The organism is Pseudovibrio exalbescens DSM 16456, assembly GCF_000422785.1.
In the GTDB taxonomy this organism is placed as follows: Bacteria; Pseudomonadota; Alphaproteobacteria; order Rhizobiales; family Stappiaceae; genus Pseudovibrio; species Pseudovibrio exalbescens.
Genome location: NZ_AUGS01000001.1, coordinates 419,141 through 439,339, shown reverse-complemented (window position 1 = coordinate 439,339; position 20,199 = coordinate 419,141). Strand labels below are relative to the sequence as shown.

Here is a 20,199-nt window from a genome sequence, read left to right as displayed (position 1 = left end):
GATCAGACCTTCTCCACTTCCGGTTTGCCAAGCAGACCTTCGGGCATGAAGATCAGAACGATCGCGAGGATCGAGAAGGCGGCAACATCTTTGTATTCAACGGAGAAGTAACCGGACCAGAAGGTCTCGATGAGCCCGATCAAAAGACCACCCAACATCGCGCCCGGTAGCGATCCAATCCCCCCCAGAACCGCGGCGGTAAAGGCCTTAACACCCGCAACAAAGCCGATGAAGAAGTCAACCACGCCGTAATACATGAGGAACATCAATCCCGCTACGGCAGCCAGAGCCGCGCCCATCACAAAGGTGAGTGAGATGGTTCGGTCGACGTTTACGCCAAGAAGGGCCGCCATTTTGCGGTCCTGTTCACAAGCGCGTTGGGCTCGTCCCAGACTGGTGTTGTTGATCAGGAATGTAAAACCTGCCATCAAAACCACAGTGGTTACGATGATCAGGATCTGCATGTAGGACAGTTGAACGGCAAACCCCGTCCCTGCCCCATCCGAAAGCTGGAAGCCACCCTGAAACAGCGGCTGCAGCGGCTTGTTACGAGCACCCTGCGATATCTGCACAAAGTTCTGAAGAGCAATGGAGGCCCCGATTGCCGTAATCAAAGGCGCAAGCCGAAAAGACCCGCGCAACGGCCGGTAGGCAATACGCTCGACCGTCCAGCCCCACACGGCAGTCAAGGCCATGGCAATAACGAGCACCAGAACAAGCGCAGCAATCAACAGCAGCAGCGGCGTCGCCGCCGTGATGCCAAGTGCCACGATCGTGATCAACGCGATGAAAGCGCCAACCATGAAAATGTCACCATGCGCAAAGTTGATCATGCCGATGATACCGTAGACCATCGTATAACCAATGGCGATAAGACCGTAAATTGATCCCAAGGTGACGCCATTTATTAGCTGTTGGAGAAAATAATCCATATTTTGTTTTGTTCCCCGATTGGAAAAGCGGTTTTTACCGTTCTACCCGAGCGTCTCTCCACGCTCGGCCCCATATATTTTCTAGAGAGCCTTTCTGAGCAAGTAAATTCCCTATACTGGTAAGCACCTATATTGATAACTTTATATCGCAAATTACCTTTGTAACGAACAATTAATTCCTTCACGTCGCGTTCTCTGCGCATATGGTGTTTACCTAGAGAAACAATTGAGTTCGCTGAATGGCGGTTTGCCGCCCCGTGGCCAAGCTGCCAGAGATCAGCGGGAAGGAATCAATCGCCGTTAGTAATATATCAGCGATAGACCAACTGCCAAGAACCGATTATCGGTTTGATCTGGCTTCCCACTTGGCATTGGAAAACAAGCATTTCTGGGGATGGAATCACGGGTTCCCCCTCGACAACCCGCAAATGGCGCTGGAAAAATTACGGAAAAGCCCCTAGCTAGGAAGCAGGCGCTTCAATCCGAAACAGCACAACAGGCACACTTCAAAATGACAGCACCGGCACCCTACAGAACGTCCATGAGCCACAACGAACACATCTCTGCCGAGCAGTTTCGTGAGGCCATGAGTCGTCTGGCCGCTTCTGTGAATATCTTGACCTCGGATGGACCAGCAGGTCGGGTCGGGGTCACTGTGTCTTCTGCCTGTTCGGTAAGTGATCAGCCGCCCACGGTCCTTGTCTGCCTAAATCGAGGCACAGATGTAAATGAGACCATCAAACAGAATGGCGTGTTTTCCCTCAATACGCTGATCCATAATCACACATCCATTTCCGATGTGTTTGCCGGGCGAGGCGATCTGGATATGGCCGACCGTTTTGGCTACGGCACCTGGACGACACTGGAAACCGGCTCTCCCATCCTTGAACAAGCCCGGATGGCCTGCGACTGCCGAGTGAGCGAAATCGCCGAGGTTGGAACGCATTCGGTCATTTTCGGAGAGGTCGTAGCGGCACATTTTGGCGGCAAAGAAAAAGCGCTCATTTATCTCGATCGCAACTACCACGCGCTATAGCCTTTGAACCGCACCACAGATATGCTGGCTCAAATGAAAAGGTTTGAGTGAGCATAATCATGGCAAGGCTTAAGGCAGGCGCAAAAAATCTGATTACCGATGTTCCGGGCATCCAAGTAGGAAATGCGCACGATCCGGTACTCAAAAGTGGCAGTACCGCCATCATTCCGGACAATCCGGCTGTGGTTTCCGTCGCTATTCATGGCGGCGCACCGGGCACCCGTGACGTTGCCCTGCTCGAACCCGACCAAACCGTTGCACAAGTTGATGCCCTCGTCCTGTCAGGGGGTTCTGCTTTCGGGCTTGATGCCGCAGCCGGAGTGCAATCCCTGTTGGCCAAGCGAGGCAAGGGCTATGCTGTCGGTTCCGTTCGCGTGCCCATCGTCCCCGCTGCCATACTCTTCGATCTGCTAAACGGCGGCGACAAGAACTGGGGGCTGGATGAAACACCTTATCGTCATCTGGGCATCCAGGCAGCACAGAATGCAAGAACAGACTTTGAGCTGGGAACCATCGGTGCGGGCTATAGCGCGACAACAGCCACGCTGAAAGGCGGATTGGGATCCGCATCAACGTTGCTCCCGTCTGGGGCAACCATTGGTGCACTCGCCGCTGTCAACGCGCTGGGATCGGTCACCTATGACCATCTGGCCCATTTCAGGGCAGCCCCGTTTGAAATAGGCGATGAGTTTGGCGGCCTTGGCCTGCCGGACCACCTCCCCCAACCCAGTGAGGCGATCCTGAGCAAGCTGACCAACATGGACAGCAAGGCCCAGCCACTTCAGAACACGACCATCAGTGTCGTCGCAACTGACCTTATCCTTACAAAGGCCGAAGCAAAGCGCATCGCCGTTGCGGCCCATGATGGCTATGCTCAGGCGATATGGCCGTCCCACACTCCTTTGGACGGCGATCTTATCTTTGTGTTGTCTACCGGCAAACGGGCGATGACTGACCCGGTATCAGATATGCAGATGCTTGGCGCCCACGCGGCTTCCACGGTAGCCCGCGCGATCGCTCGTGGGGTTTACCACGCAGCGCCAGACAGGACTGACGCCGTCCCGACCTGGAAAGAAAGCTATCTCACAACCTGACAAGCCAGCACGCGCAAACGTCACAGCCATGGCAGCGCGATTATACGAACGCACAGCACAGCCTCTCAAAAAGCCAGGGTATTGTCAGAAAAGCCCCCTTGGAGGATAAAGAAAAGCGCCATCCCCGGGTGTTGGAAACAAGGATGGCGCTTTTCAGGACGAGAGCGATCGGGGTATCGCCCTCGTCCTATTCTTTTGTCGACATCAAGCGCCGACGAGTTCCTTGGCGGAACCTCCCGCCATTGCCGCATTTTCGCGCTCTGCAGCTGAGGGCCCATCCCCGCCTTCAGGGTGCTGATCAAGCGGATGGTACTTGATGCGATAGAAGGCGCAGTACAAGGCTGGCGCAGCAATCAGGGTCAGCACAGTTGCAAACGCAAGCCCGCCCATGATCGACACAGCCATACTGCGGAACATCGGATCAATGACCAGTGGCGCCATGCCAAGAATGGTTGTGAACGCTGCCATGGTAACCGGTCTCAAACGTGAGACACTGGCATCCACCACCGCCTGAAACTTCTCCTTGCCCTCATCAATCTGAATGGCGATCTCTTCAATCAAAACAATCGCATTCTTGATAAGCATACCCGAGAGGGACAAGACGCCGAGGATCGCCATGAAGTCCAGCGGAAAGCCGGTTCCAAGCAGAGCAATGGTCACGCCATTGATCGACATTGGCACCATCAACCAGATCATCAAAGGTTCGCGTACCTTGGCGAACAGCAAAATGGAGATGATCACCATCGTCAGGAACCCGATTGGCAGGGCCGCCCCAAGAGAAGCGTTCGCATCATTGGAGCTTTCATACTCTCCGCCCCATTCCAGAGAATAGCCCTCCGGCAACGGAATGGATTCAATCGCGCCCCGTATGCGTGCATGAGCCGTTGAAGCCAGTTCATCATCCGCATTGGCACCCATCACGGTAATGGTCTTCACCCGATCCCGGCGCCGAATAATGGTATCCTCGGCAACAGTTTTCACGCCATCCGTCACCTGATCAATCGGCACATAGGCGCTCTGTTGCGAGCTCCAAACGAGCGTGTCCATCAAAGCTTCAGAGGCGGTCATGCCATCCGGACGGTCACGGCGCACCATGATCGGAATATTCTCATCCCCATCACGATAACTGCCAGCGCGCATTCCTTCAGAGGAAAACTGGATCGCTGATGCAAGATCCTGACGGGTAATGCCGGCAATCCTTGCTCGATCCTCATCAAACAAAGGTGTCAGAACGAACTCGCGCTCGCGCCAGTCAGTGCGTACATCGTGCAACCGATACTTAGGATCTCGGAAAATGCGTTCAGCTTCCTCAGCCAATCCACGCAGTACATTTGCATCCTTGCCAGAGAAACGAGCCTGAATGGAAGCCCCGCTGGGCGGTCCGAAAACCAGACGCTCAGTGAACACCCGGGCATTCGGGAAGGTCTGCAAGCCGAACTCACGCACCCTTTCTGCCAAAGCGTCAATTGTCTCGGTTGTTTTGGTTCGGACAATAATCTGACCATAGTTGGAGGTGGCATCTTCAGGGCTGTAGGTAAGCATGAAGCGCGCCGCACCACGACCGGCAAAAGCACTCGTCGCAGTAACGCTATCCAGCCCCCGAATGTATTCATCGAGGATTTTCAGATCCCGATCCGTACTGCGAATATCCGCGCCCTGAGGGGCCCAGTAGTTCACATAGAACATGGGCGTCGAGGAATCCGGGAAGAACGCAACACCCACATACTTGAAGCTGTACATGCACACAGCGGTCGTGGCGATGAGCAACAGGATTGTCAAAGGCCGGAACTTGAGAGCAACCACAAGCACCTTCTTGAAGGTTACATACAAGAGCCCGCGATAGGGATCCTTGTCCTCACCGCTCAAGGTCGTGATGAAGAAGTACTTGCCGAACAAGGGGGTAAGCAGGATTGCAAAGACCCATGACATCAACAGGGAAATAGCAACAACGGCGAACAGTGAGAACATGAACTCACCGGTTGCATCCGGAGACAGACCGATGCCGGAGAACGCCATGATGCCGATTACGGTTGCGCCCAACAGCGGCCATTTGGTTTGCCGCACCACCAACGAAGCGGCTGGCAACGGTTTCATGCCCCGTTGCATGTTGATCATCATGCCCTCTGCAACCACGATGGCATTGTCCACCAACATGCCCATGGCAATCACCAGAGCACCCAGCGAGATGCGCTGAAGTTGCAGCTCGAATATCTTCATCCAGAACACGGTAGCCATCACGGTCAGGAACAACGATGTGCCCACCACCAGAGCCGCTCTCCAGCCCATAAAGATACCCAGAACGACAATCACGATTGCAACGGACATGGCCAGATTGAGCACGAAGTCGCTCACAGCCGCATCAACAACCACATGCTGTTGGTAGATCGGCCATATTTCCATTCCAAGCGGCAAATCCTTGTGCAGCTTGTTGATGTACGCCTCTACCCGCTGACCGACGTCCACGATGTTTGTACCGGAAACAGCTGAAACCCCCAGCGTAACGGCACGCATGCCATTGTGACGCACGATAGCGTCGGGATCATCCGGCTCGTTGACCGAGATTGTTGCCACATCTGATAGCCGCACCATGGCAGTGGAGCCAGGTCGACCGATTACCAGATCGGCAATGCTGCGATAATCGTGAAAAGCCGAGTCGGTCACGATCCGCAGCCGGGCATCACCGGACATGGTGGAGCCGTTTTCCTGCACCGCGTTTTCTGCACCTAGAACCGCCATGACATCGTTGAGCGTGATGCCAAGTTGAGCCAACCGATCCTGCGAGACATTGATGCGAATTTCATCCTGTGGCTCGCCCAGAACATCCACCTTCGCAACGCCATCGACGGTCAACAGTTCCCGACGCAACTCCTGGGTCGCATCACGAAACTCCCGATTGGAATAACCCTGAGCCGTGAAGGCATAGTAGAGCCCGTACACATCACCAAAATCGTCAAACACGATAGGATCACGGACACCGGCCGGAAGGTCGTTCCGAATGTCATTCACTTTTCGGCGCAGCTCATCCCACACCTGCGGCAGCTCGTGCTTGTCGTAGGTGTCTTTGATCTCCACCTGAATACGCGACAGTCCGGGCTCCGAATTGGAGGTCAGTTCATTCAACTGAGAAAGCTGCTGTATGGCCGTTTCCAGCTTTTCAGTAACTTCCTCTTCTACCTCCGAGGCCGTAGCGCCGGGATAGGCCGTAATGACCTGAGCCGATTTGATCGTGAACTCAGGATCTTCAAGACGACCAATGCTGGAGAGTGCCCATATGCCGCCAAGCAAGGCGATCAAAACAACCATCCAGACATTGACCGGCTTCTCAATTGAGTAGCGTGCAATATCCATGAGGGACTCTCCCGGTTACTTCATCGGTCGAATGGTCTCGCCATCCTGAAGGTAGCCAACACCAGCCGTTACGATCATGTCGCCTTCTTCAAGACCGGATACCACCGGTATGTACGGACCATAAAGCGTGCCGATTTCAACTTCTCGCTTGGAGACCGTGTTCGTGTCCGGGTCAAAGATCCAAACATACGGGTCCCGTTCGGGATCAGCCGCAACTGCCGACGTCGGCACAAGCAGCCCCGGACTGCCTTGCATACCAAACTGGCGCGCCTTGATGCGGACACTGGCTGTCATCCCCGGAAACACCTGAATGTCATCGGGATGCGGCATCGCCAGTGTCACGCGGTAGGTTTGCGTGATCGGATCAGCTTCAGTTGAATGCTCACGATACTCCAGCGGATACTCCTTGCCAGGATGCGCTGGAAACTCTGCGGTCATGGAGATCAGGTTCTGCTCGCGCGCCTGAGCAAACAGCCGCTCTGGTACATTGATATCAATCTGCACCTCATGCACATCCTGAATGCGGATTACGCTTGTTCCCGCATCAATGATGGTAAAATTATCAACCAATCTTTTGGAGATAATCGCATCATACGGCGCGTATATTTTGGTGTAGCTCAAGTTCCGTTTAGCGTTATCCAGTTGTACGGCGGCCAGATCGTAGGCCGTCTTGGCACTATCGTAGGCGCCTTGCGAAACAACTTCCTTGTCCTTGAGCGTTTCATAGCGATCAAGATCGAGTTTGCGCTGTTCGATATTCACCTCTGCCTCGCGAACGGCAGCTTCATAATCAGCTGGATCCAAGGCAGCGATCAACTCACCTTCTTTGACCAACTGGCTTTCTCGCACTGGCAGTTTCGTCAACTGTCCACCAACGCGAAAAGCCAGATTGACCGTTTGCACGGCTTCAACCCGGCCGGTGAAATTGCGGGTAACCATCCCCTCCTCTGCCGAGACGGTCATCACCGGCGCAACGCGCGGCGGCTCCTCTTCAGTAGCAGATGCTGTCGTGTTGTCTTCCTGGCAACCAGCGAGCATGAGGCCCAGCGCCATAACGGCAACGGGGCCACCCCACCAAGATAACCCTTTTCTTGTGTTCGTTGTTCTCATCGCTCTTTCCCAAACAAAAGCTGGTCTTCAGTCACGTCTTGGTTCAACACCGATCCAGCAGCTCAAAGAGCAGTTCCTTGGCTGCTTCCAATTCCTCAGGCTTGCGCAATTCCACATCAAAGGCGCGTCTTGAATACAGGCCGTCAATAAACACCTCGGCCAACACTGCGGCCGCCGGATTGGCGATCTCGCTGGAGATGCGATCGCTGTATTTCTGACAAAGATCCCGAAATGGAGAGATGTGTTCGGCGCGGCGGTCCGACATGGAGATCAGGCAAACCGGCAAGACACGTTCGAGGACATCATGTTCCAACGACAGTACAGCGCGAAGTGTCGGATAGTTCAGTCCGCGCGCCTGATTCTTTTTCGTACGCTCATTGATCTCGTTGGACCACCGGTCGCAGAGGTGATCGATAAGACCGGCAACCAATGCATCCTTGGAGCGGTAGTTGTACAGCACTCCCCCTTTTGACAGGCCTGCTCTTGCAGCCACTCCGTCAATGGTCAGCGCGCCAACACCACTCTCCAGCACGATGCTCCTTACAGCATCCAAAATCAATGATCGGGTCTCGCTTGCCATCTGCGCTCTCCAACGGACCAAATCCGCAGCAAATATCTATACCGTCCAGTCGGTATTCTGCACCGTCCGGACGGTTTCTATACCGTCTAGACGGTTTTTTTGTCAACAGCATGAATGCGCAAAAATGTGACTGGCGGTAGCTGGCGTGTCGTAAAGGTAGAAAGCTCGACCAAAGATTAATAGGGCAAAATAAAGAAGCCGGGCCACGGGGGCCCGACTTTCCAACATACAGTGATCCTGATCACACCCAACCTAACGTCATTCAGCCGCTGTTTTGAACTGCACAGTTGAAGGATCATCCTCAAGTTGCGCCAAAAGCTCCTTGCGCCGCGCTTGCGCCCGGTGGAGAGATTGCTTTTTGACGGGACCGAAACCACGCACCAGATCAGGCATCCGCAAGAATTCGGTCAACAGGCCATAGCTGGAGGTGCCCAATAGCCCGATCGCGCGCGATAGATCCGCCTCGTATTGAACCAATAGCTGCCGCTCTTCTCGCCGCTCCTCCGTATAGCCGAACGGATCAAGACGAGTACCCCGCAGCTTTTTACCAGCGGCCAGCACCTTAAACGCCTTGAAGATCCAAGGACCAAAGGCGCGTTTCTTGGGGCGACCTGTGCGTGGATCCAACTCTCTGGACAGGAACGGCGGAGCCAACATGACGGTGAGCTTGCGCGGGTTCTCGAACTGGGCTTCCAACTTGCGCTTGAAAGCCGGATCAGAATAGAGGCGCGCCACTTCATACTCATCCTTGTAAGCCATGACCTTATACAACATGTCCGCTGCAGTTGAGGTCAACTCAAAGGTACCCGGCCCATGCTCGGCGTCTTTTGCGCGCACCGCTTCAATGCGGTCAATGAAACGCTGTGCATACGCTGCATCCTGATAGGCACTCAGTTCGCTGGCGTAGAACTTCATCTTTTCATCCAGGCTCATCATCTTCAAGGCATCTTCGCGCGGCAGCGCCTTGAAGATCGCCTCGGAGTTGGCATAGAGGATCCGTCCAGCACGGAATGCCTGCAGGTTGGCTTTGACCGCCGCCCCATTGATGGCAATCGCCTGTTCGATTGCTTCCGCCGACGGCGGCAGGCTTCCGGCCTGATAAGCCAACCCGACCAGCATCATGTTGGTGTAGATTGCATCTCCAAAGAGCTTTTCTGCAATTGTTGCCACATCAAACTGCGCGAGTTCCAGCGACGCCTCCTCAAGTGTTTTGACCATCTTGGCGTCTTCATAGGACAAGGTCTGCTTCATGGCGAACTCGGCAGTCGGAGCCACGCGTGTATTCGCAAATGTCCGGGTACGCGTGCGATGGGCCATGGTCAGCTGTTCAGCCTTTGTGGCCACCAGCATGTCGCTGGCCAGCAGTGTGTCCAACCGAGCCGGAGGCACACGCGGTCCTTCGATGGATCCATCCGCACTGGCAAAGCGAATGTGGGAAGTAACCGGCCCTCCTTTTTGCGCCAAGCCTGTCATGTCCAACGTCGACGCCTGCAAACCGTCCACATGCGCTGCCATGGCCAGAACTGCGGCCACCGTCGTCACGCCCATACCGCCGATACCGGCAATGAGCATGTTGCGCGTTTCCGACAAGTCCGGATGGGTTACCTCAGGCAGCTGTGCCACCAGTGTCTCTACATCCAGGTCAACTGCGGTGGCTTTGCGCAGGGCGCTCCCCTCCACGAAAACAAAAGAGGGGCAGAAGCCCTTCACACAGGTGAAGTCCTTGTTGCAGGAAGACTGATTGATGCGCCGCTTCTCTCCAAATGGGGTTTGTAGTGGCTCCACAGACAGGCAGTTGGATTGAACAGAGCAGTCCCCGCAGCCTTCACAGACGCGATCATTGATGAAAAGTCGTTTGTCAGGATCAGGATACAAGCCCTTCTTGCGCCGGCGTCTTTTCTCTGCGGCGCAGGTCTGGTCGTAAACGATCGCGGACACACCCTCATAAGCCTGAAATTGCTTTTGCACATCCATCAGGTAGTCGCGGTGCTGCACCGGCATGGCCAGTGGCAAATCGTGACGTCCTTCATAGATTTCCGGTCGTTCTGAAAGAAGGGCAATCTTGCCTACGCCTTCCGCATCCAGTTGGCGCAACAATGCGGGAACGGTCAGCTTGTCATCATGTTGCTGGCCGCCCGTCATGGCCACGGCATCGTTGAACAGGATCTTGTAGGTAATCGGTACACCCGCGGCAACCGCCTGACGGATCGCCAGAATACCCGAATGCACATAGGTGCCATCGCCCATGTTGGCGAACACATGCTTATCCTTGGCAAAGTGCGCCTGACCAACCCACAGAACGCCCTCGCCCCCCATGGCGATCTGCCCATCGGTAGACCGCCCGGCGACCTCAGTCATGGCATGACAGCCAATGCCGGGCATGGCACGAGCACCTTCCGGGACAACCGTAGAGGAGGAATGCGGACAGCCGGAACAGAAGTAGGGCACGCGCGACGCCTTTTCTCCGTGCCCCTGCGCCCACATCTGCTGACGCATCATGCGATCAGCAACGGCCTTCATTTCGTCGGTGACGAAATCGCGCGGCAAGAAAGTCATGACCGCCCGGACAAGCTCGTCCATCGACAATTCAAGCACGTCGGAAAGCAGAGGCTCTCCATGGGGCGTCTTTTTCCCCCACACCTGCGGGCGCTGCTCCTCGGACCAGCCATAGGCGATTTCTTTGATCTGGGGTTCGAGAAACGCCCGTTTGTGTTCAACGACCATGATCCGTTCAACACCACGGGCAAACTCACCAAAGCCTGCAGGATCAAGCGGATACGGCATGCCGACCTTGTAGACCGCAAGCCCCATCTCCTTGGCCCGTTCCTCGGTGATGCCGCATAGCTGCAACGCTTGGCACAAATCACGATAGGCCTTACCGGTTGCAACCAATCCCAGCCGCGGCTTGGTCGCGCCATAACCGACACGGTCCAGCCGATTGGCCCGCGCATAAGCCTGCGCAGCCGGCAGGCGAATATCGCGCAACAGCCGCTCCGTCTCCAGCCTGTTGCCCAGCAGGAGTACTCGATTCAACTCGGCGCTCTTGTGCGGGTCCTTGTCCTCCGGCCAGATGAAACGGTGGCGATCCATGTCGACGGAGATCGTCGACGACCCATCCATCGTATCCGCCAGACAGATCATGGCGGACCACAATCCGGAAAACCGGGAAAGCTCAAAGCCATGCAGGCCCATGTCGAGCACTTCCTGCACGTCCGCAGGATTCAAGACCGGGATTTCCGCGTGTTCGAAGAAAAATTCGCTCTGCGCCGGCAAGATGGACGACTTCGCCAGATGATCATCGCCTGCAAGTGCTAGCACCCCCCCATTGCGGTCCACGCCACTGGCGTTGGCTTGCTTCAGCACATCGCCCGCCCGATCGACACCAGGGGCCTTGCCATACCAGATGCCGAAAACGCCATCGACAGAAGCACCTTGTCCGTGTTGGCGAACCTTCTGGGACCCCCAAACGGCAGTTGCTCCCAACTCTTCGTTGATACCCGGCTGAAACTGTATGTTGAGTGGATCAAGAAGCTTCTTGGAGCGCTGCAGTTCGCTGTCATACCCCGCAATCGGAGAACCGCGATACCCGGATATGAACCCACCGGTGTTCAAGCCGGCGGCCCGATCCAATCGCGCGCGGTCCAGCGCAACCCGAACCAATGCTTGGATTCCCGAAATGTAGACTCGGCCACTCGTTAGATTATACTTGTCATCTAGGTGCACGGTCGGCACATGAACATTCATTATATGGGGCTCCTCCTCCCTTAAGCATCAACGGGTTATCCCTCCTCCCGCTGATGTCGAACAGCTCACGTTCTTCCCTCCATCATGATCCTTTTTTCCAGATATTTCTGTGCTAACATACCTGATATTACGTAGGTGATCGAAATAAAAATTTCACCAGGGGGCACATGAACGAAAATTCTCTCCTAGATAGTTCGGACGTGCGCGTGTTGAGAATCCTGCAACGAGACGCGTCCATGTCCATTGCTGATATTGCTCGAGAAGCGGGGATGAGCCAGACACCATGCTGGCGCCGGATCAAGAAGCTGAAAGAGACGGGAATCATCAAACAGGTCGCCGCTGTAGTCGACCGGGAAGCGGTTGGTCTCAATTTTCTGGCGTACTCTTTCGTCAAGTTATCATTGCCCAGCCGCGAAAACATGGAGCAATTCGACAAGCTCGTCGCCAGGTGGCCTGAAGTCGTCACCTGCGAGCGGATCACGGGTGCCGTTGACTATCTGATCAAGGTGGTGACCGACGACATCAAATCCTATGATGATTTCCTGCGGCTTAAGCTGCTGGACAATGCATTGGTGAGTGACGTTCAATCCCGGATCGTGGTGTCTACAATCAAAGAAACCGTTGCTCTGCCACTCCGCGAGACTTGAGCCCGACTAAACAGTGAGGGCCGCATTGGCGCGGCTCTCGCGGTCGGACGGCCTCCCGCAACGAAAGCGGGAATTCATCCTGTTTTACTTGAACTTGACCAAGATGAAATTAGCCAGGCGCATCCACCTCAAGATTGCCTTCCCCGCTCTTGCCACCAGCACCAGAGGGGCAAAAGCTTGCCATGTTTGCATCCCCATGCTAGCGGCATGTCACAAACATATGCAGGCTCTGGAGATCATCAGATGAGCAATCCACTTGTCATCGCACCATCGGTATTGGCTTCCGATTTTTCGAAGCTGGGCCAGGAAGTCCGGGACGTCGCAGCAGCGGGCGCGGACTGGATCCATCTGGACGTGATGGATGGGCATTTCGTGCCGAACATCACGTTCGGCCCGGATGTAATAGCATCAATCCGCTCGGCGACAGACAAGGTGTTTGACACCCACTTGATGATTGAGCCCGTTGATCCATACATCGAAGCATTCGCGAAGGCTGGCTCAGACTACATCACAGTTCACGCTGAAGCGACGAAACACTTGGATCGAACCCTCCAGGCAGTGCGTAATCAAGGCAAGAAGGCGGGCGTTTCCCTCAATCCGGCAACGCCGGAAAGCTGCATCGAATATGTTCTCGATCGCCTTGATCTGATCCTCATCATGACCGTCAATCCAGGGTTCGGGGGGCAGAAGTTCATTCCTGCCATGATCGATAAAACGCGTCGTATCAAACAGATGATCGGCGACCGTCCAATTCGCCTCCAGATAGATGGCGGGGTTACCCCGCAAACGGCTCCTTTGGTGACACAAGCGGGCGCGGATACTCTGGTAGCAGGTTCGGCAGTCTTCAAGGGCGGTACCGAGGATGCTTACCGCCAGAACATCTCCGCGTTGCGCGAGGCCGTCGCCACAGCACAAAGCTAGCAACGACCATCCGGAGCGCTTCCCTTTGACGCCCCACTTGGCATGGGGCGCAACAGGATTGGTCAGTTCTGGGTGAGACTTGCGGTTTTCACCGCTGAATCCGTCAGCAGTTGAGCATCAGCCCCAAACACCAAAAACCTGTAACCTGCCTTGAGCGAAGCCTGAAAATGCGCTTCGCTCACGCAGTACATACCGGCCACCTTGCCGTAAACCGCCACGCGCCGCGCGATATCGGCTTGCATCTTTAACGCACTTTCAGAGGTCGGCGCCACCTCTTCTCCTGCCGAGACAGTAAGCGACAAATCAGCCGGTCCTACAAACACGCCATCCAAACCATCAACGGCCAGAATGTCATCCAGGGCCTCAACCGCATCAGGCGTCTCGATCATTGCCAGTGCAAGAGTGACCTCATTCGCCTTCTGCTGGTACTCGATCATGTCGATGTCATGCAGACCGCCGGCACGAAATGGACCAAAACTGCGTGCTCCAACGGGTGGGTATTTGCAGAACCCGACCAACTGCCGCGCTTCCTCTGCGCTGTTGATCATTGGCGCGATGATGGCCTGAGCGCCCACATCCAGCATCCAACTGGCGTCTTGGAAATCACCAACACACACCCGCAGAACCGGCGCGCCCCCCGCATAGGCAATGGCGCTGATGCAGTCCCGTGCTTCTGCGCCTCGCGCCATACCGTGCTGCATGTCAACAGTTACCGCAGAAAACCCCGCCTTGACCAGCGTTTCACAGACCACGGGAACCCCAAGACTGCTCCAGGCACTGTGCACGACTTCACCGCGTCGCAAACGCGCCGCGATACAATTTTCGAAAAACGACATTTTGCCTCCCACCCAAACGGGCCTCTCCCCAAAAAAGAATGCGCGGCCCGACCGACCGCGCATCCAAAATAACTCTCAAAAATACCAAGTGTCGAATCAAGCTGATTCCCGCACCAACTTTTCAGCCTCAACCTGAAGCTGCATCATCGTGCGACGGATCTGATGATGTGACTGTTGCACACCGGCCTTTTCGAAATCCGCAACGATACGTTTGAACACGTTGTCCTCGGCATCTGGCTTCAAGTGCAGGGCGATCATTTCAGAGGCATAAGCATCCGCCTCCTTGGCATCCAACCCCAGTTTTTCTGCCGCCCAAAGACCCACCATCTGGTTGCGCCGGGCTTTCGCCTTGAACGCCAGTTCGGAGCCAAGTGCGAAGCCGTGCTCGAAACCTTCTTTGCGTTCGTCAAATGTTGTCATGAGCAGCCTCCCAGACCACTGATTTTCTGGATCATGGACCGATATGTCCAAGATCTTCATTTCCCTTTAAATATTAGGTCACTGGCGTTTAAAGGTCAAAAATCTTTGCCTGCTTTTACAGCTCGATTTCTTCAGATTCAGCGGATCTGAACTCCGTCGTGAATTGCCGATTTGTGATTTCTTTAAAAGTCGGTTAACTTCCGCGCGCACGGCGGACCAGATCTGCCCAGCGCTCTTTTGTGGTCCCTCACAAAGCTGTGGTATCATAAATGAAGCACTCGGCTTAGCCCGCTGAAGAATGAAAAAACTCTCGAACTCTAGTGGTACGCGCTTATGAACCGCCGCAGGCGAATTTACGAAGGCAAGGCCAAGATTTTATATGAAGGGCCTGAGCCAGGTACTCTGATTCAGCATTTCAAGGACGATGCGACTGCCTTCAACAACCAAAAGCATGAGGTTATTGACGGCAAGGGCGTGCTGAACAATCGAATCTCCGAGTATATTTTCACCAACCTGAATAACCTCGGCATTCCGACGCACTTCGTGCGCCGTCTGAATATGCGTGAACAACTCATTCGCGAAGTGGACGTGATCCCGATTGAGCTTGTGGTGCGCAATGTCGCGGCTGGTTCGCTGACCAAGCGCCTTGGTGTCGAAGAAGGCACTCAGTTGCCGCGCTCCATCATCGAGTTCTATTACAAGAACGACGAACTTGGCGACCCACTGGTCTCCGAAGAACACATCACGGCGTTCGGCTGGGCAACACCTCAGGAACTCGATGACATGATGGCCATGGGCATCCGCATCAATGACTTCCTGTCGGGCTTGTTCATGGGTGTTGGCATCCGCCTCGTGGACTTCAAGATCGAGCTTGGCCGCTTGATCGAAGGTGACATGATGCGCATTGTTCTGGCGGATGAAATCTCGCCGGACAGCTGCCGTCTGTGGGATACCAAGACCAACGACAAGATGGACAAGGACCGCTTCCGTCAGAACATGGGCGGCATGGTTGAGGCCTATCAAGAGGTGGCCCGTCGTCTTGGCATTCTGATCGAGAACGACCGCCCGGCCGGCAGTGGCCCTGTACTTGTAAAGTAACAGTACCTGCGGTCTTGACCCGATCATAGAGAAGAACAGGGGCGACATATGGGATCGCCCCTTATTTTTTCCTTTTATCCTGCAATGGTCCGAGGTAAGAACGCCTCGAATAGTCGGCGCCATTTTTCGCGGCGCTCTGCGACCCGACCTAACTCAGAGGATCTGACAAAACCATGAAAGCACGCGTCACCGTTACCCTAAAGAACGGCGTTCTGGACCCTCAGGGCAAAGCCATTGAAGGCTCTCTTGGCTCTCTCGGTTTTGATGGTGTTGAAGGTGTCCGTCAGGGCAAGGTTTTCGACATCGAACTGACGGACCGCGATGCTGAAGCTGCAAAGGCTGACATTGAAGCCATGTGCGAAAAGCTTCTCGCCAACACGGTGATTGAAAACTACGCCATCGAACTGCTGTAAGGTGAAAAGAGCGCATGCAGGACGACTCCAAGAAGATCATACGCTTCATGGCCATCAAGGCGGCGGTGTTCATCCTGCTTCCCATGCTGCTCTCCCTTCTGGCAGTGCTGATACTCCTGTAATTCATAGAAAGCTGAGCAAGGTCCTATGAAGTCCGCAGTCATCATCTTCCCCGGCTCGAACCGGGACCGCGACATGATCAAGGCATTGGAGACAATCTCCGGCCAGCCCGTCGCCACAGTGTGGCACACTGAAACCACCCTTCCGGATGTGGACCTTGTGGTCCTGCCCGGCGGCTTCTCCTATGGGGATTACTTGCGCTCCGGCGCGATTGCCGCCCGCTCGCCGATCATGCAGGCCATCAAGGATGCAGCGGACAAGGGCCGGCATGTTCTGGGCGTCTGCAACGGCTTCCAGATGCTTACAGAGGCAGGTCTTCTGCCGGGCGCCCTGATGCGCAATGCCTCACTGCACTTCGTGTGCAAGGAAGTGATGCTGAAGACTGAAAACACCAACACGGCTTTCACCTCCAAGATGGAGAAGGGAGCGGTATGGCGCTGTCCGGTCGCGCACCATGATGGCAACTTCTTTGCAGATGCAGATACACTGGCACAAATCGAAGGCAACGGTCAGGTTGCTTTCCGCTATGCGAACGGGACCAATCCGAACGGCTCGATCAACGATATTGCCGGCATTACAAATGCCAAGGGCAACGTCCTCGGCATGATGCCACACCCGGAAAATCTGATAGAAGATCTCCATGGTGGCGTGGAAGGCCGCGCCATGTTCGAAAGCGTGTTCACAAACCTGGCAGCCGCCTGATCCTCTTGAAAAGTCAAAAGAAAAGCCCGTCACCTTGGTGCGAGCTTTTTTCATGTCCACGTGTCAGCTTGCCCTCAACCGAGCAAAAGCTTCAGGGCAACGCCGGCTGCGCCCAATAGCACAACCACAATCCACGGAGCGAGCTTCCAGCGCACCAACAAGATGAAGCCCGCCAGCGCGACGGCAAAGTCTGCCGGCCCCAAAACCGCACTGGTCCAAACCGGATTGTAAAGCGCGGCCGCCAGAATGCCGACAACAGCCGCATTGGCCCCGCGCATGGCGGCGCGCGCGTCGGCGCGTAGCGCAATGACGTTCCAGAACGGAAGGGCCGCAATCAAGAGCAGAAAGCCCGGCAGGAACACGGCGATCGTTGCCACCAAGGCCCCCAGAAGCCCGCCAATCGGTTCGGACATGGCCGCACCGAGGTAAGAGGCGAAGGTAAACAACGGGCCCGGCATGGCCTGAGCGGCCCCATATCCGGCCAGAAAACTCTCACTGCTCAGCCAGCCTGTGGCCACAACCTCGCTTTGCAGCAAGGGAAGAACCACGTGGCCGCCCCCGAACACCAAGGCACCGGCCCGGTAGAACCCATCGAAAACGCTCAGCGCTGTATCAGTTGCGCCGCCCGCAACAAGGGGCACCCCGATCAACAGGACCAGAAACAAGGCGAAACACACTGCAGCGACCGGGCCACTAACCGGAAACCGCATGTGCCGCTCGCCGCTCAGAGAAGGCGTCCGCAACACAGCAAAACCGACGCCAACACCAAACAGGATCGCCAGAATCTGACCGCCAGCGCCAGCCAAAAACGTCACGATGAAAACCGAAATCACGGCGATGGCAGCCCTTTCCTTGTCCGGGCATAGGTTTTGCGCCATCCCCCAGACTGCTTGCGCCACAACGGCAACCGCCACGAGCTTCAGACCGTGAATAAGTCCAAGTCCAACAGGCCCGCCAAAGGCATCAGCGCCATACGCAAAGGCGATCAGGATCAGAGCAGAAGGCAACGTGAACGCCGTAAAGGCCGCCAAAGCCCCAAGCGGCCCGGCCCGAAGCAAGCCCAGCGCAAACCCCACCTGCGAGCTGGCAGGACCGGGCAAGAACTGACAAAGCGCCACGAGATCGGCATACCGCTCTTCAGAAACCCACTGGCGCCGCTGCACCAGTTCATCTCGGAAATAACCCAGATGGGCAATAGGCCCACCGAATGACGTCACCCCCAGCTTGAGAAAGGCCGAAAAGACTTCAGACGCTGTCCCCTCCGGCTTGCCATCCGAACCAGATTGCGGCTCGGCCTTGTCTTCATGCATCATGCAGTTCCCAAAACTCTAGTTAAAACATGGCCTCACAAGCTCAAGCCACCCGAGACAGTTCCGCTGGCGTGCTGTCGGATCGGGCCTCGCGGGGCGAGACACCGTAGTGCCGACGATACGCCCGCGAGAGCGCGACAGGTGAAGCAAACCCGACGCGAGCGGCAACAGCCTTCAAAGGGCGTCCCGCTTCCAACTCCAGATGAGCCAAAGCCAGCCGCCATTGGCTCAGGTAAGCCCCCGGCGTTGTCCCAAGAACTTCCTTGAACCCCGTCGCAAACTGGGTGCGGGACATACCCGCCACGTCCGCAAGGGTTTCAAGACGCCAGCTTTTTTCTGGTGCCTCATGCATCGCGACAATGGCTTGTGCCAGCTTGGGATGCCCCAGTCCGGCGATCAATCCCACATCAGCGACACCCGCCTTAATTGCATGCCGTAACAGGCGAATGACAAGCACCTCACAAAGCCTGCCAAAAACCGCAGGGCCCCCACAGCGTGGCATTGTGACTTCCTCGACCAGCAGCTCGGCAACCGCCGCCAAGTCCGATGTTTCTGCCAAATCGACCATTACCTCTTCTGGCAAAGCCCTCGCAATCAAGGATTCCGGACCTCCAATCGTCACTGTCGCGGCAAGGAGCAAATGCCGGTCCTCACAAAGCTCGAAAGCCCCTGCCCGCTCACCACTCTCATGGGGCAAGAAGACCAACCGCCGGTGGAGGCTGCGATCACAGTCGTAAATGAAGAAGTTGCCGGAAGGGGTTCGCGGGGAAGGATCCGCAGTGATGATGGCCTTCACACGAAACTTCTCGATAATGCCCCACAGGCGATCAAGCGGCTGGCTTTCGGTCATTTTTGTACTCTGGATCAGTTTTTCTGAACAAAAAACTATTTCTAGTACGGTACTCTAGCTGAAATTCAAAGCTACGCAACCCAGACCAACAACCCAGAAACCGCCTTCAGGAGACCGTCCCGATGCTTGTTCCTCGTCAACCCGTCCCCTCCCTTCGTGTTCCGCTCGTCGGCGGCAGCACCTTCGACCTGGCCAACGAAAGTCCGGAGTTCGCCACCATGCTGGTGTTTTATCGGGGGCTGTACTGCCCCATCTGCGCGACCTACCTGAAGGAGCTGGAACGACTGACACCAGAGTTCAATGATAAAGGGGTAACAACTCTCGCGCTGTCTTCGGACGACGCAGACCGCGCTGAAGAATTTGCTACCAAGATCCGCGCGGATAACTTGCGCGTAGGTCATTCCCTTTCCCTGTCCAACGCGAAGGAATGGGGCCTTTATATTTCGGAGGGCCGCGGCACCACCTCCATCGGCATCGAGGAGCCTGCGAAATTCTCGGAGCCGGGGCTGTTCCTGATCAAACCGGATGGAACGCTGTATTATGGCAATGTGCAAACCATGCCGTTCGCCCGTCCCGACTTCAAGCCGCTGCTTGGGGCCCTGGATTTTGTAAAGGCCAACAACTATCCGGCGCGGGGTGAGTACACCGGGTCAGTTGCATAACTCGGCATCTTGAAGGCGCGTTACCCGCTCGCAGCGAACGCGCCTCACCTTTGTTCATACCCTTGCGTTCAAAATGCGTTCGTTTGAAAGAAACGCATACAAACGTCGTTCACTGTTTCAGTTGTGCAGGCTGTACCGTCATCCGCAGATGTTTCCAGGCATGATCAAGGCCGATCTTCGAACGCCCGGCTGCTCGATAAAAACTTATCCTCCTTTCCATCAATCACGCTTACTCTAAGGAGCGTCACGGCTAATGGCGTTGGACAGATCAGACATCAGGAGGACGTAACTGCTCTGTTTTGCAGCTCACCCCAGAAATTTCGCCATCGAATGTGTAGATGCCGGTTTCACTTTCCGCGCTCAATCTGTTAGGAAC

At 55.6% G+C, this 20,199-nt stretch carries 18 protein-coding genes; 9 read left to right on the top strand and 9 right to left on the bottom strand.

All coding sequences use genetic code 11. The features are described from left to right. Positions 1 to 2 precede the first annotated feature (2 nt). A complete protein-coding gene (locus tag G512_RS0102015) occupies positions 3 to 932 on the bottom strand; it encodes an ABC transporter permease subunit (protein WP_028480251.1) in 930 nt (309 codons plus the stop codon). 511 nt (positions 933 to 1,443) lie between these two features. Here G512_RS0102015 and G512_RS0102005 point away from each other — a divergent pair. Next, a complete protein-coding gene (locus tag G512_RS0102005; RefSeq protein WP_208974907.1) occupies positions 1,444 to 1,968 on the top strand; it encodes a flavin reductase in 525 nt (174 codons plus the stop codon). A 59-nt stretch (positions 1,969 to 2,027) separates the two neighbouring features. After that, entirely contained in the window at positions 2,028 to 3,062 is a 1,035-nt protein-coding gene (locus tag G512_RS0102000) for a P1 family peptidase (protein WP_028480248.1), read from the top strand. Between the two features lie 204 nt (positions 3,063 to 3,266). Here the strand turns inward: G512_RS0102000 and G512_RS19735 are convergent, their stop codons facing one another. The 4 genes from G512_RS19735 to G512_RS0101980 all read right to left on the bottom strand — a co-directional run bounded on the left by G512_RS19735 (position 3,267) and on the right by G512_RS0101980 (position 11,844). Further along, entirely contained in the window at positions 3,267 to 6,410 is a 3,144-nt protein-coding gene (locus tag G512_RS19735) for an efflux RND transporter permease subunit (protein WP_081657331.1), read from the bottom strand. A gap of 15 nt (positions 6,411 to 6,425) precedes the next feature. Then, positions 6,426 to 7,520: an efflux RND transporter periplasmic adaptor subunit gene (locus G512_RS0101990; RefSeq protein WP_028480247.1), complete on the bottom strand. Its 1,095-nt coding sequence runs from the start codon at positions 7,518 to 7,520 to the stop codon at positions 6,426 to 6,428. Between the two features lie 43 nt (positions 7,521 to 7,563). Next, positions 7,564 to 8,100, bottom strand: a complete 537-nt coding sequence (locus G512_RS21980; RefSeq protein WP_051268755.1) for a TetR/AcrR family transcriptional regulator — start codon at positions 8,098 to 8,100, stop codon at positions 7,564 to 7,566. A 258-nt stretch (positions 8,101 to 8,358) separates the two neighbouring features. Further along, complete coding sequence (locus G512_RS0101980) at positions 8,359 to 11,844, bottom strand: indolepyruvate ferredoxin oxidoreductase family protein (RefSeq protein ID WP_028480246.1); 3,486 nt, start codon at positions 11,842 to 11,844, stop codon at positions 8,359 to 8,361. Between the two features lie 167 nt (positions 11,845 to 12,011). Between G512_RS0101980 and G512_RS0101975 the strand changes: the two genes are divergently transcribed. Next, positions 12,012 to 12,491 carry an Lrp/AsnC family transcriptional regulator gene (locus G512_RS0101975; protein ID WP_028480245.1) on the top strand — a complete coding sequence of 160 codons (480 nt, stop codon included), beginning with the start codon at positions 12,012 to 12,014 and terminating at the stop codon, positions 12,489 to 12,491. Positions 12,492 to 12,734: 243 nt separating this feature from the next. Further along, on the top strand, positions 12,735 to 13,412 hold the full coding sequence (gene rpe / locus G512_RS0101965) for a ribulose-phosphate 3-epimerase (protein WP_028480243.1): 678 nt from the start codon (positions 12,735 to 12,737) through the stop codon (positions 13,410 to 13,412). 62 nt (positions 13,413 to 13,474) lie between these two features. On the opposite strand, the gene G512_RS0101960 is transcribed toward rpe, so the two are convergent. Together G512_RS0101960 and G512_RS0101955 are read right to left on the bottom strand one after the other, a co-directional pair. Continuing rightward, entirely contained in the window at positions 13,475 to 14,248 is a 774-nt protein-coding gene (locus tag G512_RS0101960; protein WP_028480242.1) for an HpcH/HpaI aldolase family protein, read from the bottom strand. A 96-nt stretch (positions 14,249 to 14,344) separates the two neighbouring features. Next, entirely contained in the window at positions 14,345 to 14,668 is a 324-nt protein-coding gene (locus G512_RS0101955) for a DUF1476 domain-containing protein (RefSeq protein ID WP_028480241.1), read from the bottom strand. A 333-nt stretch (positions 14,669 to 15,001) separates the two neighbouring features. On the opposite strand from G512_RS0101955, the gene purC reads away from it, so the two are divergent. The 4 genes from purC to purQ all read left to right on the top strand — a co-directional run bounded on the left by purC (position 15,002) and on the right by purQ (position 17,001). Beyond that, complete coding sequence (gene purC / locus G512_RS0101950; protein WP_028480240.1) at positions 15,002 to 15,766, top strand: phosphoribosylaminoimidazolesuccinocarboxamide synthase; 765 nt, start codon at positions 15,002 to 15,004, stop codon at positions 15,764 to 15,766. Between the two features lie 173 nt (positions 15,767 to 15,939). Further along, on the top strand, positions 15,940 to 16,179 hold the full coding sequence (purS, locus tag G512_RS0101945; protein ID WP_028480239.1) for a phosphoribosylformylglycinamidine synthase subunit PurS: 240 nt from the start codon (positions 15,940 to 15,942) through the stop codon (positions 16,177 to 16,179). Between the two features lie 14 nt (positions 16,180 to 16,193). Beyond that, complete coding sequence (locus tag G512_RS22935; protein ID WP_228130461.1) at positions 16,194 to 16,301, top strand: phosphoribosylformylglycinamidine synthase-associated small membrane protein; 108 nt, start codon at positions 16,194 to 16,196, stop codon at positions 16,299 to 16,301. Positions 16,302 to 16,326: 25 nt separating this feature from the next. Next, positions 16,327 to 17,001, top strand: a complete 675-nt coding sequence (gene purQ, locus G512_RS0101935) for a phosphoribosylformylglycinamidine synthase subunit PurQ (protein WP_028480238.1) — start codon at positions 16,327 to 16,329, stop codon at positions 16,999 to 17,001. 74 nt (positions 17,002 to 17,075) lie between these two features. Here purQ and chrA read toward each other — a convergent pair whose 3' ends face one another. Beyond that, the gene (chrA, locus tag G512_RS0101930) at positions 17,076 to 18,311 is read right to left on the bottom strand and encodes a chromate efflux transporter (protein WP_028480237.1); all 1,236 of its coding nucleotides are present in this window, start codon (positions 18,309 to 18,311) and stop codon (positions 17,076 to 17,078) included. 43 nt (positions 18,312 to 18,354) lie between these two features. Further along, complete coding sequence (locus G512_RS19725; RefSeq protein ID WP_036488007.1) at positions 18,355 to 19,161, bottom strand: helix-turn-helix domain-containing protein; 807 nt, start codon at positions 19,159 to 19,161, stop codon at positions 18,355 to 18,357. Between the two features lie 122 nt (positions 19,162 to 19,283). Here G512_RS19725 and G512_RS0101920 point away from each other — a divergent pair, with 122 nt between their 5' ends. Next, entirely contained in the window at positions 19,284 to 19,823 is a 540-nt protein-coding gene (locus tag G512_RS0101920) for a peroxiredoxin-like family protein (protein WP_028480236.1), read from the top strand. The last annotated feature ends 376 nt before the right edge of the window (positions 19,824 to 20,199 follow it).

Bases quoted from the DNA above. Each gene is read 5' to 3' on its own strand.
- purC (WP_028480240.1), top strand. From the start codon at position 15,002: ATGAACCGCCGCAGGCGAATTTACGAAGGCAAGGCCAAGATTTTATAT.
- rpe (WP_028480243.1), top strand. From the start codon at position 12,735: ATGAGCAATCCACTTGTCATCGCACCATCGGTATTGGCTTCCGATTTT.
- G512_RS19735 (WP_081657331.1), bottom strand. From the start codon at position 6,410: ATGGATATTGCACGCTACTCAATTGAGAAGCCGGTCAATGTCTGGATG.
- G512_RS0101980 (WP_028480246.1), bottom strand. From the start codon at position 11,844: ATGAATGTTCATGTGCCGACCGTGCACCTAGATGACAAGTATAATCTA.
- G512_RS21980 (WP_051268755.1), bottom strand. From the start codon at position 8,100: ATGGCAAGCGAGACCCGATCATTGATTTTGGATGCTGTAAGGAGCATC.
- G512_RS0102015 (WP_028480251.1), bottom strand. From the start codon at position 932: ATGGATTATTTTCTCCAACAGCTAATAAATGGCGTCACCTTGGGATCA.
- G512_RS0101975 (WP_028480245.1), top strand. From the start codon at position 12,012: ATGAACGAAAATTCTCTCCTAGATAGTTCGGACGTGCGCGTGTTGAGA.
- G512_RS0101960 (WP_028480242.1), bottom strand. From the start codon at position 14,248: ATGTCGTTTTTCGAAAATTGTATCGCGGCGCGTTTGCGACGCGGTGAA.
- G512_RS19725 (WP_036488007.1), bottom strand. From the start codon at position 19,161: ATGACCGAAAGCCAGCCGCTTGATCGCCTGTGGGGCATTATCGAGAAG.
- purS (WP_028480239.1), top strand. From the start codon at position 15,940: ATGAAAGCACGCGTCACCGTTACCCTAAAGAACGGCGTTCTGGACCCT.
- G512_RS0102005 (WP_208974907.1), top strand. From the start codon at position 1,444: ATGACAGCACCGGCACCCTACAGAACGTCCATGAGCCACAACGAACAC.
- G512_RS0101920 (WP_028480236.1), top strand. From the start codon at position 19,284: ATGCTTGTTCCTCGTCAACCCGTCCCCTCCCTTCGTGTTCCGCTCGTC.
- chrA (WP_028480237.1), bottom strand. From the start codon at position 18,311: ATGCATGAAGACAAGGCCGAGCCGCAATCTGGTTCGGATGGCAAGCCG.
- G512_RS0101990 (WP_028480247.1), bottom strand. From the start codon at position 7,520: ATGAGAACAACGAACACAAGAAAAGGGTTATCTTGGTGGGGTGGCCCC.
- G512_RS22935 (WP_228130461.1), top strand. From the start codon at position 16,194: ATGCAGGACGACTCCAAGAAGATCATACGCTTCATGGCCATCAAGGCG.
- purQ (WP_028480238.1), top strand. From the start codon at position 16,327: ATGAAGTCCGCAGTCATCATCTTCCCCGGCTCGAACCGGGACCGCGAC.
- G512_RS0102000 (WP_028480248.1), top strand. From the start codon at position 2,028: ATGGCAAGGCTTAAGGCAGGCGCAAAAAATCTGATTACCGATGTTCCG.
- G512_RS0101955 (WP_028480241.1), bottom strand. From the start codon at position 14,668: ATGACAACATTTGACGAACGCAAAGAAGGTTTCGAGCACGGCTTCGCA.